Source organism: Chryseobacterium sp. FR054, from assembly GCF_056844565.1.
This window is the reverse complement of sequence record NZ_JBXDSA010000003.1, coordinates 433,816-449,859: the sequence shown is the minus strand read 5'-3', so window position 1 is coordinate 449,859 and position 16,044 is coordinate 433,816. Positions and strand designations below refer to the sequence as shown.

The window sequence follows — 16,044 nt, the reverse complement described above, 5'->3', positions numbered from 1 at the left end:
TATGGATTATAAGTTTTCACAAGGTTTGAGCCAGGTGTTCAAACAAAGCAAGAGCGAAGCTAAAAGGCTGAAAAGTGAATTTCTTAATACAGAACACCTACTTTTAGGTATTATAAAGACGGAAAACTCTGCAAAAGAAATCCTTCAAAACCTTAATGCGGATTTAACACAAATCAGAAGAAAAATTGAAACTCTAAATACAGCAAGTTTAAATCCTATTTCTGAGGAGGTTACCAATATTTCTTTCACCAAAATGGCAGACCATGCCATTAAGCGTGCAGAACTGGAATGCAGACAATATAAAAGCAATGAAATTAATACCGTTCATTTGCTCTTAGGCATTCTTTACAAATATGAGGACCCTACTTCAAACATTTTAGGAGCTTACGACATCGATTATGAAGGAGTTTCAAGAGAGTATCAGACTATGCTTAAAAATTCCGGGCAGTCACCACAGATGAGTGCTTATGACGATGATGATGAAAGAGAGGAATTTGAGCAGATGAGAAAGCCGACGGGTAATTTAGGTTCAGCCAAAAGTAAGACACCTACCCTGGACAACTTTGGCCGTGATCTGACTTCTCTGGCACGGGACGGAAAATTAGACCCTGTAATCGGGCGTGAAAAGGAAATTGAGAGAGTTTCCCAGATCCTTTCACGCAGAAAGAAAAACAACCCTCTTCTTATAGGAGAACCGGGTGTTGGTAAATCTGCGATTGCCGAAGGTCTGGCATTAAGAATTCAACAGAAAAAAGTATCAAGAGTTCTTTACGGAAAACGGGTGATCACTCTGGATCTTGCCAGTTTGGTGGCAGGAACCAAATACCGTGGTCAGTTTGAAGAAAGAATGAAGGCCATTATGACGGAACTGGAAAAGAACCGTGATGTGATCCTTTTCATCGATGAGCTGCATACCATTGTAGGTGCAGGAAGTTCTACCGGAAGCCTGGATGCCTCCAATATGTTCAAACCTGCTCTGGCAAGAGGAGAAATTCAATGCATCGGGGCCACTACCCTGGATGAGTACCGTCAGTATATTGAAAAGGACGGAGCTTTGGAAAGAAGATTCCAGAAAGTAATGGTGGAGCCTACTTCCATTGATGAAACCATTCAGATTCTGAACCAGATCAAAGATAAGTATGAAGAACATCACAATGTAATCTATACCCCAGAGGCGATTGCAGCGTGTGTGAACCTTACCTCAAGATATATTACAGACCGTTTCCTTCCGGACAAAGCTATTGATGCGATGGACGAAGCCGGTTCCCGAGTGTATATTAAAAACATGAAAGTTCCTACGGAAATCATTGATTTTGAGAAAAAAATCGAAGATATCAAAGAACTGAAACAGAAAGCAGTAAAAGCTCAGGATTATCTTGAAGCCAGAAAACTGAAAGATGAAGAGGAGCGTCTTCAGATGGAACTGAATGCCGCCCAGGACAAATGGGACAAAGATGTAAAAGAGAAAAAAGAAACCGTAACAGAAGAAAATGTAGCGGAAGTGGTTTCTATGATGAGCGGTGTTCCGGTGACCAAAGTCGGCAAAAATGAGCTTGATAAACTCGCTCAGATGGATGAGAAACTTAACGGAAAAGTAATCGGGCAGGAAGATGCCGTGAAAAAAGTCGTTAAGGCTATTCAGAGAAACAGAGCAGGTCTGAAAGACCCTAACCGCCCTATCGGTACCTTTATTTTCCTGGGAACAACCGGGGTTGGTAAAACCGAGCTGGCAAAAGTAATGGCAAGAGAACTGTTTGAATCCGATGAATCTCTGATCCGTATTGACATGAGTGAATACATGGAAAAATTTGCGGTTTCAAGATTGGTTGGAGCGCCTCCGGGATACGTTGGATACGAAGAAGGCGGACAATTAACAGAAGCCGTAAGAAGAAAACCTTATGCTGTGGTTCTCCTGGATGAGATTGAAAAAGCACATCCGGATGTATTCAATATCCTGTTACAGATTCTTGATGAAGGCCACGTGACCGACAGTTTAGGAAGAAAGATCGATTTCAGAAATACCATTATTATTCTTACTTCCAATATCGGAACAAGAGACCTTAAAGACTTTGGTGATGGTGTAGGATTCGGAACTTCAGCTAAAAAGACCACTTCAGATTCAAGAGCGAGAAGTACCATTGAAAATGCCCTTAAAAAAGCATTTGCTCCGGAATTCTTAAACAGAATTGATGACATCGTGATCTTTAATTCTCTGGTACAGGACGACATCAAGAAAATCATTGATATTGAACTGAACAAGCTTTACGGAAGACTGGAAAAACTGGGCTACAAAGTGGAACTTACCGAAGAAGCAAAAGACTTTATCTCTGAAAAAGGATGGGATAAAGACTTCGGAGCAAGACCATTGAAACGGGCTATCCAGAAATACATTGAAGATCTTCTTGCAGAAATGCTGGTGAACAAACAGCTGAACGAAGGAGAAACCGTAATTCTTGATCTGAACGAAGCAAAAGACGGATTGACCGGGAAAGCATCAAAACCCAAAAAAACGGCTGAAAAGTCGTCTCAATCTTAAAAAAATAAATAGTTTAATCATAATGAAAAGCACCGGAACAAATTCCGGTGCTTTTTTATTTTTTCAGACTGTTTTTGAATTCATCCTGTCTTTCGTCTACATACCCACCACGAAACCGATATTAGGAATCAGACCACTTGAAAATACACTGGAATTCTCTTTCCACAATACATTGTACATTACCCCGATCTGCATGAAAGAATTTCCTCCTATCCTTTGCATATAACCGCCTCCCAGGTATAGGGCTGTTTCCTCTTTATTGAATTTATAATCGTAGTACTTATCCTTGTAATTGATGAAATAGTGCTGAAGATTGGCTCCTACATAGAACGATCTTGCAAAATAGTAATTGGCAAACGGCCCCGCCCCAAACATTGTTGACCGGTAGAAATCTGAAGTCTGCCAGGAAACACTTCCCACAACCCCTGCTTCCAGATCATCGGTCAGTCTGTATCCTACTCTGGGAGAAGCCTGAAGGTAAAATGAGCTGTTGCTTCCGAAACCCAGCCCAATCCCTCCTCCGAAGGTCCATTTATTGTTTTCCCGGGCCGGAGTGCCTACTGAAATCTGCGAAGATGCCGGTATTGAGAGCATCAGTGTCAGAGGAATAATAAATTTTTTCATATAATATCGTTTTTATCAATGTTTAAAATTATGGTTTTTTTGCGAATTTTTTTAATTGTATTTTTGCCGCATCAAACTAAGGACTCCCGTTAAGAGTTCCGTAAAATTGAAATAGAATGAAAATAGTAGTTGGCCTCTCCGGAGGTGTAGATTCCAGCGTTACTGCGTATCTGCTGCAACAGCAGGGCCATGAAGTAGTGGCTTTGTTTATGAGAAACTGGAACGATGCGTCGGTAACTTTAGAGGACGAATGTCCCTGGATTGAAGACAGTAACGATGCCCTTATGGTAGCCCAGAAGCTGGGAATTCCTTTTCAGGTAATCGATATGAGTGAGCTTTATAAAGAGCGCATTGTAGATTATATGTTTGCTGAATATGAGAAAGGAAGAACTCCTAATCCGGATGTTTTGTGCAACCGGGAGGTAAAGTTCGATGTTTTTATGAAAACAGCCATGTCTCTTGGCGCTGATAAGGTAGCAACAGGACATTATGCCAGAGTAGATTCAACCTTTGACGAAAATGGGAAGGAAATCTTTCATCTTCTTGCCGGAAAAGACAATAACAAAGACCAGTCGTATTTTTTATGCCAGCTGAGTCAGGACCAGCTTTCCAAAGCTCTGTTTCCTATCGGGGAACTTACAAAACCCCAGGTAAGAGAGATTGCTAAGGAAATCGGACTTGTAACTGCTGATAAAAAAGACTCCCAGGGGCTGTGTTTCATCGGAAAGGTAAGTCTTCCGCAGTTCTTACAACAGCAACTGGTTCCGAAGGAAGGTGAAATTGTAGAGATCTTCAAAGATTCACCGCTTTTTGCAGGTGAAACGCCTGAATTTTCTTCAAAACAGGAAGAGCTTGAGTTTTTATCACAAAAAATTCATTATAAAAAATCTGACGGAAAAGTTATAGGAAAGCATCAGGGTGCCCAGTTTTTCACGATCGGACAAAGTAAAGGCCTCGGCATAGGCGGCCATAAAGAAAGCTGCTTTATCGTCTCCAGAGATATGGAAAACAATATTCTTTTTGTAGGTGAAGGGCACAGTTTTCCGGGACTGTACAGAAAGGCATTAAAAATTGATCATTCTGAACTGCACTGGGTACGTGAAGATATGAAGCTGCAAAACGGAGGATCTATGGAAGTAATGGCCAGATTCAGGTACAGACAGCCGTTACAGAAAGCGGTTCTTTACCAGTTTGAGGATGCTTTTTACGTTGAATTTGCTGAACCTCAATCGGCGATTGCGGAAGGGCAGTTTGCTTCATGGTATATCGGGGAAGAACTGATCGGAAGCGGAGTTATTTCATAAAGAAAAAATTTTTTGAAATTTTTTGTAACGTATTTTAATTTGTCATACTTACTCAGTAAATAACAATAAAAATATCTTTATGAAAACTACTTCAAACCATCAGTACATTGCCGTTAACAGTGTTTTGCTGCTCATTGTATCTATACTGTTAGGATATAATATATACCAGGAGATCTGTCATCCTGAAAAATCGGAACTTTTTCTGTGTGCTGTCCTGGTAGCCATTACCGCAGCAGCCACCAGAAAGTACGGTCTTAAAACAGATCATGAAGTTCAGAAAAAATCTTAATCATATCAAACCCGAAGCAGTCTGTTTCGGGTTATTTTTTGATCCTGTTTTAATCCGTCAGGTCTTCTTCCTATGATTGATATGATAAGACATAATAACCGCTATCACAATACATTCCACTATAAGAATCATCACGAGGAAACCGACCGGTTTTCCAAGACTGATCCCCCGGACCAGCTTGACGATTCCCAGAATCAGTATAAGAAAGAGAATGTAAACTGAAGTTTTCGGCGTTGTTTCTCCTGATCTTTTTAAGAAAAAAGCGGCAAGACAGGTTCCCAGGATCAGGATCAGGTAAAATTTCAGGAAATCCGGACCCTTTACAATGACAGGATTGAGCGTATGCTCTTCTGTATAAAGCCATATCAGGCCTGCCATTACCGGAACTGAATGAACGATTGAATTTTTCATAGTTTATTGTTTTTTTTAACCTCCACATCCACCGCATCCGCCACAACCTCCGCCGCATCCGCCTCCACCGCAACTGCTTCCTCCGCAGCTTCCTCCTGCACCTCCGTCATCTTTTCCTTTAGAATGGTCTCCATTGCTGTCGGAGAATAAAGAAAGGACTGATCCGAAAACAATAATTCCCAATCCTGACAGGATAATAATTCCCAGAGTACTCAGAACTTCTCCAAGACAGGATGAGAGTAAGAAAAGGGGCATAAACAGCGGAACAATTCTGAGTTTATTCAGCCGGGTTTTTTTTTCCGTCTTCTCCAGCCAGATGTCCGCAGGAGCTTCCTTCTGAAAGATTGTTTTGTACTGACTGAGCGTATCCAGAAACCAGTCCTGATGTCTGTCTTTTTCATGCTGTCCTCCTTTGGAAGGGTGATGATGGAGCTTTCTTCTCAGAATTTCCGGGCAGAATTCTTCCCAGTAGTTCCGGGTGTAGATCAGGTGCATGTGCCACACTTTATCCACTGTTTTACTGGGTGAAGCGCCATGAGGCAGGATACAGCACAGATAAATGAATTTTTTATATTCTTCTATCGCTTTTTTTGTGAAATCAAGCGTCCAGTTTTCTTCTTTTGCCAGCTTTTTAGAAAAAGGGAAATCGGCATCGGAAGCGTCTAATGAAAATCCCTGTAATCTGTTCCAGAGGGATTCGTCTTTTAGTTGCATTGTTGTTTCCATTGTCTTTACTTTTATTTTTCTACTCAAATATCATCTGATTCTGAAATATAAAAGTCTTTCAACGGTCTTTTTTAGTTTGATAAAAATCTTAAATTAGTCTTATAAATAATTTCATGAAAAAAGAAGATATTTTACATCTGGAAAAGCTGATGAATTTTTTAAGCCGTCATTTTTTAAAGAAAAATCGCTGGGAAGATGTTACCAAAACCGAATGGGCTTATATCAGTGAGGAACTGAATGAACTTATTACTGCCGGCCAAACGGAAAAAGGCATTAAAAAAGCCCCGGATCTGCTGGGATCCAATTATCTGTATGAACACCTCATCATTAATAAGCTGAAGAAATACAGACAGAATGAGCTTGCCGGTCTGAGCAGACCGAATCTGGCCAAACTGAGTAGTATTGTCAGAGTTTTAGGCTATTCCGGTTATCTTGATTTCATCAGTTCCAATACGGAATCTTTTAATTTTAATGATCTGAAGATTGATCTGAATAATGTGAGTCAGAATACCGCACTTTTAGACCGTCTTACCGGCTGTTGGTATTCTTACAACAGGAATCTTCCCGAAAACCCTTTACAGGCAAAAGAAGAGCGGATCTGGCGTTCTGCGATGGAAATTTACAGATCCGAAACTACCGGAGAATATTTTATTGAAAGAAGCGGTGGCGACCACCATAAATATTTCGGGAAAGTAACGGCCTATTCAGATTATGTATTTATCATTATGAACAGCAATACGTTCATCCGCCAGCGGCATTTTATCTCAAGGATAAAAGATATAAAGGAAAAGCTCAAAAATCCAGAGTATAAGCTCCATGAGTTGCATTTTATAAGTACATGTATCAGCTTTAATCAGGAGCCGATTGCCCTGTTTGAAATATTTCAGAAAGCAGACAGAAAGACCTTTATCTCCGATTCCATCAGCTTTCCGATTGACAGTGACGAGATTCCTCCATCTATTCTGAAACAGCTTGAAGACACCGACTCTAACAGAATTGATTACAGATAATTATAATCATTGAATATCGCCAAGATAATCTGTGATATTTACATTCATACTCTTAGCTTACCAGCCAGTCTTTAAAGTCTTTCACCCGGTCACGGCTCACGGTAATCTCTTCCTGGGGCTGATATTCAAGCTCTACTTTATAATAGGGCGAGGTATGAATATTTCTGATATGTCCGGAACTGATGATAAACTGTCTGTTGGCCCGGAAAAATTTCTTTTCATCAAGTACATCTTCAAGCTCATCCAGCGTGAAATCTGAAGGATAGGTCCGTTCTTTTGTCTGGAGATATACAATCTTATTTTCGCTGAAAAAGCAGCTTATTTCATCGGTCTGTACAATCTTCAGATTATAACCTATTTTTACAAGGACCCTGGAAAGCGTGGATTTTTCTTTTCTGATCAGCTGTTTGATATCTTCCGATCCGGCAGTATTATCCGAGGGGATAAATGATTTGAATTTTTCTACGGCTGCTGCAAGATCTTCGTCCAGAACAGGCTTCAGAAGATAGTCTATGCTGTTTAATTTGAATGCTTTCAGGGTATACTGATCAAAAGCTGTGGTATAGATGATGAAACCTTTCGTAGGTACTTTTTCGAAAATATCGAAAGACAGCCCGTCTCCCAGCACAATATCCGAAAAGATCAGCTGCGGGTGTTCATTTTCCGAAAACCAGGCCACCCCATCCTCTACCGATTCTATTTTGGCAACCACTTCAATATCAGGAAAATTGTTCAGCATACGTTCTAATTTCCTTGAAGCAGGTTTTTCGTCTTCGATAATGACAGTTTTGATCATAGGTTATTGAGTTTGGGTTTAAAATCCGTTATAAAATTAGAAAAAAGCGGGGAGATTTTAAAAATCAATTGATTTTTTATTCTTTTCAAGTTCTTTTTCTGTTACTGCCCTTTCCCACTGCTCATCAAAAACAAACAGGCTGACCGCTTTTACAGTCAATATAATCGCCCAAACTGTAAGCAGTAATGAGCCTCCCGTTACAGAGAAATCAATCGTACCGTATTTCAGGTATTTTCTGAAAAGAATTACTCCGGCTACGATTCCGAACCATAAAAGGTTTTTGTAAAATTTCTTTAATTTTTCCATTCTTGTATAAGCACTGTTGTAGTTCATGATATATATGTTTTTAAGGTTAAAAGTTTCGGTTTATAATGTCTTTGCGGTTCTTTTTTCTTCTTCCATCAGCTGTTTAATCTTTTTTTCTTCCCATTCTTTTCCGATCCCGAAAACACTTATTGCATGGGCGGCAATTCCGATGCCCCATCCCAGTGCCGGCCAGAAAAACCATAAATGATTCGGGGCAGTTAAAAGATTAAGAGCCAGTAAAAAAGGAATAACCAGGCAGTAGGAAGTAAGGTTTCCATAGAATCCTTTCAATTCTTTTACTCTTTTGGATGCTTTTTCATAAGCAAGGGTCTCTTTAGTGAATGATGTTGTTTCCATAATTTTCTGTTTTAAAGATTGATCTGTTATTTTGTTGAGTCAAAGGTAATACGGAAAGCCTGCCTGATTCAACTTTATATAACCGAACGGTAAATTATGGCGACTGAATGGTCAATCTGAGATACCGGAATAAAAAGAGGTGTTTTTGAAATAAAAAAATGATGTTCAGAAACATCAGTCCGGAATAAGGATTTAAGGGAGGTTTGAAGAGGAAAGATGTGGCAAAAATCAGGAATAATCTTTAATCTGTGTTATCCTTTTTACAATAGTGGCTAGTAAAAACTTTGTGGTTAGGTTAACAAGTTTATAACTAAAATTAAGCTCCGGTCCCTTCCTGCTGTTTTCAGATTTTCAGTAAAGAAACGGGATCAGTTTCTTTGTTTTCTTTCTGTATTCGGTATATTCTTTTCCAAACTGCTGTATAAGTGCCTGTTCTTCAATATTGATCCTGTAAGCAAAAGCCAGGAAAGGGGGAATAAAGGCAAGTGCCAGCGACAGCCAGTTGTTCAGGTACAACCCCAGCCCGAGAGAGGTAAGCAGGGAAAAGGCATAGGACGGATGCCTTAAGTATCTGTAAAATCCGTCTTTTTTTATTTTATGGTCCTGCCGGATCGTTACATCCACTGTAAAATATTTACCCAATGATCTGATGATTACAAACCTTAAAATAATTCCAGTAAGAATAAAGGCTTCCCCCAGATAAAAGATCCAGTTTCCGTTGGTAATGGAAAAGGATGAAAGGTTGGATACGGCTATTGAAGCGGCAATAGAAGAAGGGATAGCCAGCCACAGAATATTAAGGCTGGACCTGTCTTTATCTTTCCGGTCATCTTTTGCAGATTTAAGAATTCTTTTATAAAGAAATTCACTGAGAAACCAGGAACCCATTGAAACGTAGAATATAATTTGAAGAGTGTTCATATGTCTTATTTTTTTGAGGTAAAAAATGTGGGAAATTGCAAAAAAGAGCTAAGAAACAGATTGTATTCTCTGTCTTTCAGCTCTTCCTTATTTTTATTTTTTCATTAATTCCCTGATCTTTTTTTCCTCCCATTTTTGTCCGAGCAGGAATCCCGGAAGAAAAACAGTAAGACCGTAAAGCGTTATAACAGTCCCCCAGATTATGGGAACAACAAAATACTGTATTCTCCATATACTTTCTCCAGGATCCAGTTCATTATAATTGACGAACAGAATGAAAAGGTTAACGGTAAAGTAAACAAATACAGACATATAAAAACCTTTCAGCTTTTTTACTCTTTTTTCCGCTTCTTTATAGCGGATATTGCCGGTATCTAAATTTTCCATAATCATTTTATTGTTGGTTTTGTTTTTCTAAAATTTCCCTGATCTTCCGGTCTTCCCAGTTCTTTCCGATCGCAAAAACACTCATACCGTGAGCAGCAAGACCTATCCCCCATCCCAGCATCGGAAAGTAGAACCAGATGTGTTTAGGATTGGTTAAAAGATTCAGAAGGATCAGGAACGGAATCACAATACAGTAAGAAATAAGATTGGCATAAAAGCCTTTTATCTCTTTCACCCGTTTCTGGGCTCTTTCGTAAGCTTTATCTTTATCTTCCGGCTGAATACTGACTGCATTGGGTTTAACGGCCAGAACCGGAAGTTTCACTTTAAAATAATCTGCAGATTTTTCGATAAATACATTTCTTTTGGTAAGCAGTGCATAACGCTGTACAATATTGGCAAGGCCAATGCCTGAACTTTCCTTGATCTGTTCTCTTACCTGAAGATTATTTTCTATACACAGCGTATCATGATCAGAAAAGATCTTAATCATCAAAGGTCTTGAAGAGGTGGCAAAATTATGTTTGATGCAGTTTTCCAGCAAAAGCTGGAGGGAAAGCGGAACAACAAATTTCCGGTAATCTTCTTTATTCACATCAAAAACAAAATCTACACTGTCTTCAAATCTGGTTTTTAAAAGTTCACAATAGGTTCTGGCAAATTCTATTTCATCTTCCACCGTTACCAGCTCTTTATCTTTCTGTTCAAGTACGTAACGGTATATCTTTGACATTGAGGCGGTAAACTTCTGCGCCTGTTTCGGGTTTTCATCAATTAAAGAGCTCAGTACATTCAGTGAGTTGAAAAGAAAATGAGGATCAAGCTGGTTTTTTAAACTTTCGAATTGAGCATTGGCCGACTTGGCAATAAGCTTCTGTTCCACCACTTCTTTTTTGGAGGTCTTTTTCAGCTCATCCATAAATCCTTTTGCATGAAGAAAAGCAGAGATCAGCAGAGCGATATTGATCATGAACCAATTGGTGAGTCCATACTTTTTAGAGAAAAAGACTTCCGGAGTGGCTACTTTCTGAATTACTACATAATTCATATAGTTACAGAAATACACCAGGATAAAATTAACAATGATAAGTGATACAATGCTTAAAACAGCTCTTGTGCGGGTTGCCTCAGACCACGGGAATTTTTTATCGAGCAAATCACTTACCGCCCCGTTACCGATACCGATCACGAAAGAATACATCATCGAAAGGAGTAATGTAAGCAGGAAGTTATAAAAAGTTTTCTCGGGATTAAAAAACAAAAAGAAGAACATGGTTGTTCCCAGAGACACCCAGAGTAGTACGATAAATTCTTTGCCTTTCATGTCGGTATTTATTAATCCAAAATTAGTTTTTATTAAAGTTACTATAAATTATTTCTTGCTGAAGGGTAGTTTTTTCTGACTGAACGGCATAAAAAAACCTTCACAGAATGAAGGTTTATTTTAACTGAGACAGGGATAAGGATATTTAATCACATCAGATTCTGTCATCAGGATTCTTTTTATTTTGCCGGCTGGCTGATAAAATATTCAGCTTCTGCTTTTCCCCAGTTCGGGTCCAGTGCCGATTTTGGAGTATATGCATTAAATTTTGCCAACGCCTGTTTAAACAACTCTATTCCTTTGGCTTTGCTTCCACCAAACTGTTTAGGAGTAAAATAAACATCTTCTGCTTTAATCAGGGCAATTCTAGGATTCTCCGGATCCAGATTTTCTGCTGCTTTCATTTCAGCTTCAGCAATAGCTCCGTTTGTTTTATAACGCTGTTGCGGGTTGACCATCATTCTCAATGAATTAGCCATTTTTCTGAGAAGATGAGTTTCTGCATTATCTCCTCTTAAAACACCCGTAGATCCTGCCAGATATTTCTCTGCCTCTGAGGCAACACCGTCCAGTTCTTTAAGTTTTCCTTCTCTCATCAGTACTCTTCCCTTCTGAATGTAGGCCAATGCAGCGTAATATCCGGGAAGCCATTCCTGGGTTTCTTTTGCATTAATCCTGGCAAAATCATTAGCCAGAGCCTGAAAGCCTTCTGCTGTACTGCATGCTTCCAGTTTGGCAATTTTTTCTGTCATTATTTTTTCATAATCTGTCTGGGCAAAAGCCGTTAAACTCATAAAAGCAAAAGCAAAACTTAATAGATATTTTTTCATTGCATCAATTTTTAAGATTAATTATATTTTTATCAAAGATATGTATTTCGTAGAAAACATTATATTATTACAACCTAAATCCAATTATTTTTTATAAATTATTATTAATAGCATCCTGTGTCTTGTCAACTCCGAAGCTGATAAATGCGCCTACAAAAACGAAGGTATTCACCGGCGGAACCACGGCTGAGCTTCTCGTTCCATCTAAAGAAAAGTTATATCCGTAAACATTTTTCGAGCCCAAAACATTGGAAATACTCAGAACAAAGACCGTAAAAGCTTTTGCATCCTTTTTTCCGATACCGGGAAGGTAATTAAAACTGATATTAAGGGCATTGTAATCTTTAAGCCTTCCTTCATTTCTGGTATAGTTAACCGCTCTTCCGTTCTCAAATGAAGTGGCAATATCATAGTAAGGGCGTCCTTTGGCGTAGGTATAGGACAGATTTGCGCCCAGCTTCCATTCCGGGATGAATCTTTTTACGACGGCTGAAAAGGTATGTTCCGCAGCAAAACCAGGCTTTAAACTGACCGGATAATTAAGAAAATCCCTTTTGGAATCCAGGAATGAATAGGTGATCCAGTAATCAATATTTTTAAATGTTTTATTATTGTCCCTCCAGAAAAGCTCTGCTCCTTTGGCATAGCCATATCCATCATTGTTTAAAGCCGTCTGGATCTGCTGGTTCTGTGTATTTCCCTGGGTGATATTAAAAGTTTTGATCAGCCCGTCATATTTTTTATAAAATGCTTCAAGACGCAGGGTCCTTCCTTCGCTTCCTCTCTGAAGCTGGAATATGTAATGCTGTGATTTCTGAAAACCCAGGTTTGCCGGGCTATTGATGTACTGGCTGTCCGGATTCTGGTAAAAAAGCCCGTAAGCTAAAGAAGTTGTCCATTTTTCCGCAAGACGGTAGGCTAATGCCAAACGGGGAGCGATATTATTTTTATTCAGAAAAGATGAATGTTCTGCCCTTACTCCCAGTTTGGCGGATAAAGCATTGCTGAATCCAAGATCTGTTTCTGCAAAAACAGAAGAAGTAAGGTCCTTATAGTTTTTCCGAATGGCTTCAAAATTCAGCTTTTCATCTGTATTATTCAGTTCAAATCCTGCTCTTACCGCACTGATTCTATTAATCTTACGATCTACCACAGCTTTAAAGTTGATGTAATTACCGTCTGTGAGAAGCCTGGTCTGATCCGATTCAACAGCATCTGTTTCTCTTGAGAAATTAAGATTCGATCGGTTAAAAGAATAGGAAGTTCCGGCATTCAGAAGATATTTTCCGAATTTTTGTCTGAAAGATAAATTGTGGTAGGTATTCTGCCCTTTCAGCCTTACCACTGAAAAATCGTAGCCCGGTTCCAGACTTTCTGCCTTTACTCCCATTTTATTGGAAGTGTACATTCCGTAATATTTTAAAATTCCTCCTGATCTGGTTTTGATCCTGAAATTAAAATTACCGTCCAATCCTTTGGGAGCATCAATAAAATTGGTATTGAAGCTGAATACCTTCTGCATCAGGCTCAGAAGAGAATAACTTAAAGAGGCCCCATAAGAATGCTGCTGATCTTTCCCCAGTTTCTGAAATCCTGCGCTGAGGAAAATGGGTGAAACTCCAAAATCATATGAACTCTGATCCGGAAGATCAACACTTTCCAGCATCAATACTCCCGAAAGCGCCTGCCCGTACAAAGCAGAATAACCTCCGCTGGAAAATACGTTTCCTTTGAAAAGCGATGTATTGAACTGATCCCGCCCTGCAATTCCCGGTATGGAATTGGAAAAATAATTATTGATAAGGCTTCCGTCCATAAAAATCCTGGATTCTGATGCCGTACCTCCCCTGATAAAAAGTCCGCCGGTTTCCCCTACTTTCTGAACGCCGGGAAGATAGTTCAATGCAGAAGAGATCTGTCCGTCTGCTCCTGCAATGGTATAAATATCTACCGGAGTAAGCAGTGCTGTTGCCCTTTTTTTGTCGCTCGCTTCAATAGAGCCTGCAGAAACCACCACCGCATCAATCTCACTGATCTGTTCTTTAAGTTCCGCATTGAATGAGACATCCTGATTCTCAATAAGAATATCTTTTTCAGAACCTTCATATTTCGGATGGGTAAAAGTGATGGTGCGTTTTCCTTTTTCTGAAGTTTCAAAAGAGAAATTACCCTGGGTATCAGTAGTTGCTCCATCATAAGTATTTTTCAGGGTAACATTCACTTCGCCCACTCCTTTATTTTTAAAGGTTATCTTTCCTGATATCTTTACCTGGGAGTATCCCGTAATAAAAGTGAACAGTACCGTCAGAAGAAATATTTTATGACCTAATGTTTTCATGGTTATTTATTTTCCGTATCAAAAATAAGATGAGAAATGCTTTCCGTTAAAAAAATTATTACTGAAAGGCATTCTTTTGCTTCCGAATGGTAATTATCAGACCGGGATACAAAAATCCACGATCATTTTTCTTTCAGGATACTCTTTAAAGTTAGAATGATAATTCTCAAACGGAAATGTTTCAGGTGCAGGTTTACGGAATCCGGAAGGAGGTATTCCGTAATATTTTTCAACCGTTTTATTAAAAACCGAATGATTGGCAAAACCCGGTTCAGGATAAATTTCCTTAATACCGATATGCCTGTGCACGGCACGATAAAAAGTACTTTTTCCCTGTTTTTTTCCTGAGTATGTACTGCTGAACCGTTTCCCCGGTAATAAGTTTAAATCCTGTGAAAATAAAAAGGTGAATAGTCCGCAACTTATGCTGTTTTTTCCAGTGAAAGGTCTGCATCAAGGTTGTTTTCTATGCATCGGATCGTTCTGATGATCTTTTATGTAATCTTCCAATTATGATATAAGCAGCTGATTCAGTTCTATATTTTCCAGAGTAACGGATCTGCTGATCATTTCTATGTTTTCTGAAGCAGTATAACTCTGATAACTTTCATCAATACGACATTCCTTTACAAAAAATTTTTTACCTTCAAGCGTACACTGTCCGTCACAGATTTCAAATGAATCAAGCGGAATCATCATCCCGCTGCCATGAGCCTTTAAAACAGCTTCTTTTTGGGCCCAGTAAACGAAGAAATCCAGAATCTGATCTTCGGAGTTGTGTATCCTATTCTTTTCTCCGGCTGTCATCTGATACTGAAAATCAAGATAGTTTACAGACCGGTCTATCCTTTCCGTATCTATTCCTATTGGAAAATCAGCTATTGCGCAGGCCACCAGATGATGAGAATGCGAGATATTAAAATAAATATTCTTCTCTTTTAGAAAAGGTTTGTAATTCTGAGACAACTCTATTTCAAATTGATCCAGATCATAATATTTTTTCAGGCCACACTTTAAAAGGACTCTTCCGAGCAGCGACAGCTGGGCATCTTCCCATTTCCGGTATTTCAGTATTTTATCTTTAAAATCTGAGGGAAACCCGTTGAGAAACCTGTTCATAAGCGGTTGATGCAGCTCTTTATTTATAAAAGCATATAAAACTGTCATTATACTTGTTCAGAGATCAGTTAACGACTAAAATTAATGATTTACAGAACGTGAAAAAGAAAAAATTTACTCCATTTATAAAAGTGATATAAAACCTTTTATTGGGAATCAATCGTAAAAAACGATTGGAATCATAAAGCGCTTTGAAAAAACTTTTATAAATTTATCATTAAAATCACTATAAATCATTTAAAAAATGAGAGGACAAACATTAGCATTATTAGCGGGATGTGCGTTTCTGGCGGCATCCTGCTGTACTACGAAAACGTACTCGGTAAACGCTAAAAGCGGAACACAAACAGGTGGTACGGCCAAATTTACCCAGAAAGGAGATGAAGTTGTAATGAAACTTGAGGTAACGAATCTTACTCCGGGAATCCATGCGGTACATATCCACGAGAAAGGCGACTGTTCTGCCGCTGACGGAACTTCTACGGGAGGCCACTGGAATCCTGCCAAAGACGACCACGGAAAATGGGGTGCCGAGCATTTTCATATGGGAGATATAGGCAACCTGACGGCTGACCAGAGCGGAAAGGCCGTTTTAACCTTTAAGACCAACAAATGGTGTCTTGGCTGTACAGATGAGTCCAAGAACATCATCGGAAAAGGACTGATTGTACATGCGGCAGCCGATGACTTCCATACCCAGCCTACAGGAAATGCAGGCGGAAGAGTGGGATGTGTGGAGATTAAGTAATCAATCTGTTATTCAATA

Annotated in this window: 17 protein-coding genes; 5 read left to right on the top strand and 12 right to left on the bottom strand. The window is 39.2% G+C overall.

Annotated elements, in window-relative coordinates:
- Position 1 precedes the first annotated feature (1 nt).
- Complete coding sequence (locus tag AC106S_RS14875; RefSeq protein WP_482440194.1) at positions 2-2,536, top strand: ATP-dependent Clp protease ATP-binding subunit; 2,535 nt, start codon at positions 2-4, stop codon at positions 2,534-2,536.
- Between the two features lie 96 nt (positions 2,537-2,632).
- On the opposite strand, the gene AC106S_RS14870 is transcribed toward AC106S_RS14875, so the two are convergent.
- The gene (locus tag AC106S_RS14870; RefSeq protein ID WP_482440193.1) at positions 2,633-3,160 is read right to left on the bottom strand and encodes a hypothetical protein; all 528 of its coding nucleotides are present in this window, start codon (positions 3,158-3,160) and stop codon (positions 2,633-2,635) included.
- A 116-nt stretch (positions 3,161-3,276) separates the two neighbouring features.
- Here AC106S_RS14870 and mnmA point away from each other — a divergent pair, with 116 nt between their 5' ends.
- Positions 3,277-4,464, top strand: a complete 1,188-nt coding sequence (mnmA, locus tag AC106S_RS14865) for a tRNA 2-thiouridine(34) synthase MnmA (RefSeq protein WP_482440192.1) — start codon at positions 3,277-3,279, stop codon at positions 4,462-4,464.
- A 79-nt stretch (positions 4,465-4,543) separates the two neighbouring features.
- Positions 4,544-4,753, top strand: a complete 210-nt coding sequence (locus tag AC106S_RS14860) for a hypothetical protein (protein ID WP_482440190.1) — start codon at positions 4,544-4,546, stop codon at positions 4,751-4,753.
- Positions 4,754-4,810: 57 nt separating this feature from the next.
- On the opposite strand, the gene AC106S_RS14855 is transcribed toward AC106S_RS14860, so the two are convergent.
- Entirely contained in the window at positions 4,811-5,164 is a 354-nt protein-coding gene (locus AC106S_RS14855) for a hypothetical protein (RefSeq protein WP_482440188.1), read from the bottom strand.
- Positions 5,165-5,179: 15 nt separating this feature from the next.
- Positions 5,180-5,890: a glycine-rich domain-containing protein gene (locus AC106S_RS14850; protein WP_482440186.1), complete on the bottom strand. Its 711-nt coding sequence runs from the start codon at positions 5,888-5,890 to the stop codon at positions 5,180-5,182.
- 113 nt (positions 5,891-6,003) lie between these two features.
- On the opposite strand from AC106S_RS14850, the gene AC106S_RS14845 reads away from it, so the two are divergent.
- The gene (locus AC106S_RS14845) at positions 6,004-6,900 is read left to right on the top strand and encodes a hypothetical protein (protein ID WP_482440184.1); all 897 of its coding nucleotides are present in this window, start codon (positions 6,004-6,006) and stop codon (positions 6,898-6,900) included.
- A 52-nt stretch (positions 6,901-6,952) separates the two neighbouring features.
- Here the strand turns inward: AC106S_RS14845 and AC106S_RS14840 are convergent, their stop codons facing one another.
- The 9 genes from AC106S_RS14840 to AC106S_RS14800 form a co-directional block, all read right to left on the bottom strand.
- Positions 6,953-7,696: a LytR/AlgR family response regulator transcription factor gene (locus tag AC106S_RS14840; RefSeq protein WP_482440183.1), complete on the bottom strand. Its 744-nt coding sequence runs from the start codon at positions 7,694-7,696 to the stop codon at positions 6,953-6,955.
- Between the two features lie 57 nt (positions 7,697-7,753).
- Positions 7,754-8,029 carry a 2TM domain-containing protein gene (locus AC106S_RS14835; RefSeq protein WP_482440181.1) on the bottom strand — a complete coding sequence of 92 codons (276 nt, stop codon included), beginning with the start codon at positions 8,027-8,029 and terminating at the stop codon, positions 7,754-7,756.
- Positions 8,030-8,062: 33 nt separating this feature from the next.
- Positions 8,063-8,359, bottom strand: a complete 297-nt coding sequence (locus tag AC106S_RS14830; protein ID WP_482440180.1) for a 2TM domain-containing protein — start codon at positions 8,357-8,359, stop codon at positions 8,063-8,065.
- Positions 8,360-8,710: 351 nt separating this feature from the next.
- Entirely contained in the window at positions 8,711-9,307 is a 597-nt protein-coding gene (locus tag AC106S_RS14825) for a methyltransferase family protein (protein WP_482440612.1), read from the bottom strand.
- A gap of 66 nt (positions 9,308-9,373) precedes the next feature.
- On the bottom strand, positions 9,374-9,667 hold the full coding sequence (locus AC106S_RS14820) for a 2TM domain-containing protein (RefSeq protein ID WP_482440178.1): 294 nt from the start codon (positions 9,665-9,667) through the stop codon (positions 9,374-9,376).
- Positions 9,668-9,674: 7 nt separating this feature from the next.
- Complete coding sequence (locus AC106S_RS14815; RefSeq protein ID WP_482440177.1) at positions 9,675-10,991, bottom strand: 2TM domain-containing protein; 1,317 nt, start codon at positions 10,989-10,991, stop codon at positions 9,675-9,677.
- A gap of 179 nt (positions 10,992-11,170) precedes the next feature.
- Positions 11,171-11,821, bottom strand: a complete 651-nt coding sequence (locus tag AC106S_RS14810; protein WP_482440175.1) for a hypothetical protein — start codon at positions 11,819-11,821, stop codon at positions 11,171-11,173.
- A gap of 91 nt (positions 11,822-11,912) precedes the next feature.
- Complete coding sequence (locus AC106S_RS14805; RefSeq protein WP_482440173.1) at positions 11,913-14,159, bottom strand: TonB-dependent receptor; 2,247 nt, start codon at positions 14,157-14,159, stop codon at positions 11,913-11,915.
- A gap of 510 nt (positions 14,160-14,669) precedes the next feature.
- Positions 14,670-15,278, bottom strand: a complete 609-nt coding sequence (locus AC106S_RS14800; RefSeq protein WP_482440171.1) for a 4'-phosphopantetheinyl transferase family protein — start codon at positions 15,276-15,278, stop codon at positions 14,670-14,672.
- Between the two features lie 244 nt (positions 15,279-15,522).
- Here AC106S_RS14800 and AC106S_RS14795 point away from each other — a divergent pair, with 244 nt between their 5' ends.
- Positions 15,523-16,026 (top strand): superoxide dismutase family protein, encoded by a 504-nt coding sequence (locus AC106S_RS14795; protein ID WP_153396875.1) that lies wholly within the window; start codon positions 15,523-15,525, stop codon positions 16,024-16,026.
- The last annotated feature ends 18 nt before the right edge of the window (positions 16,027-16,044 follow it).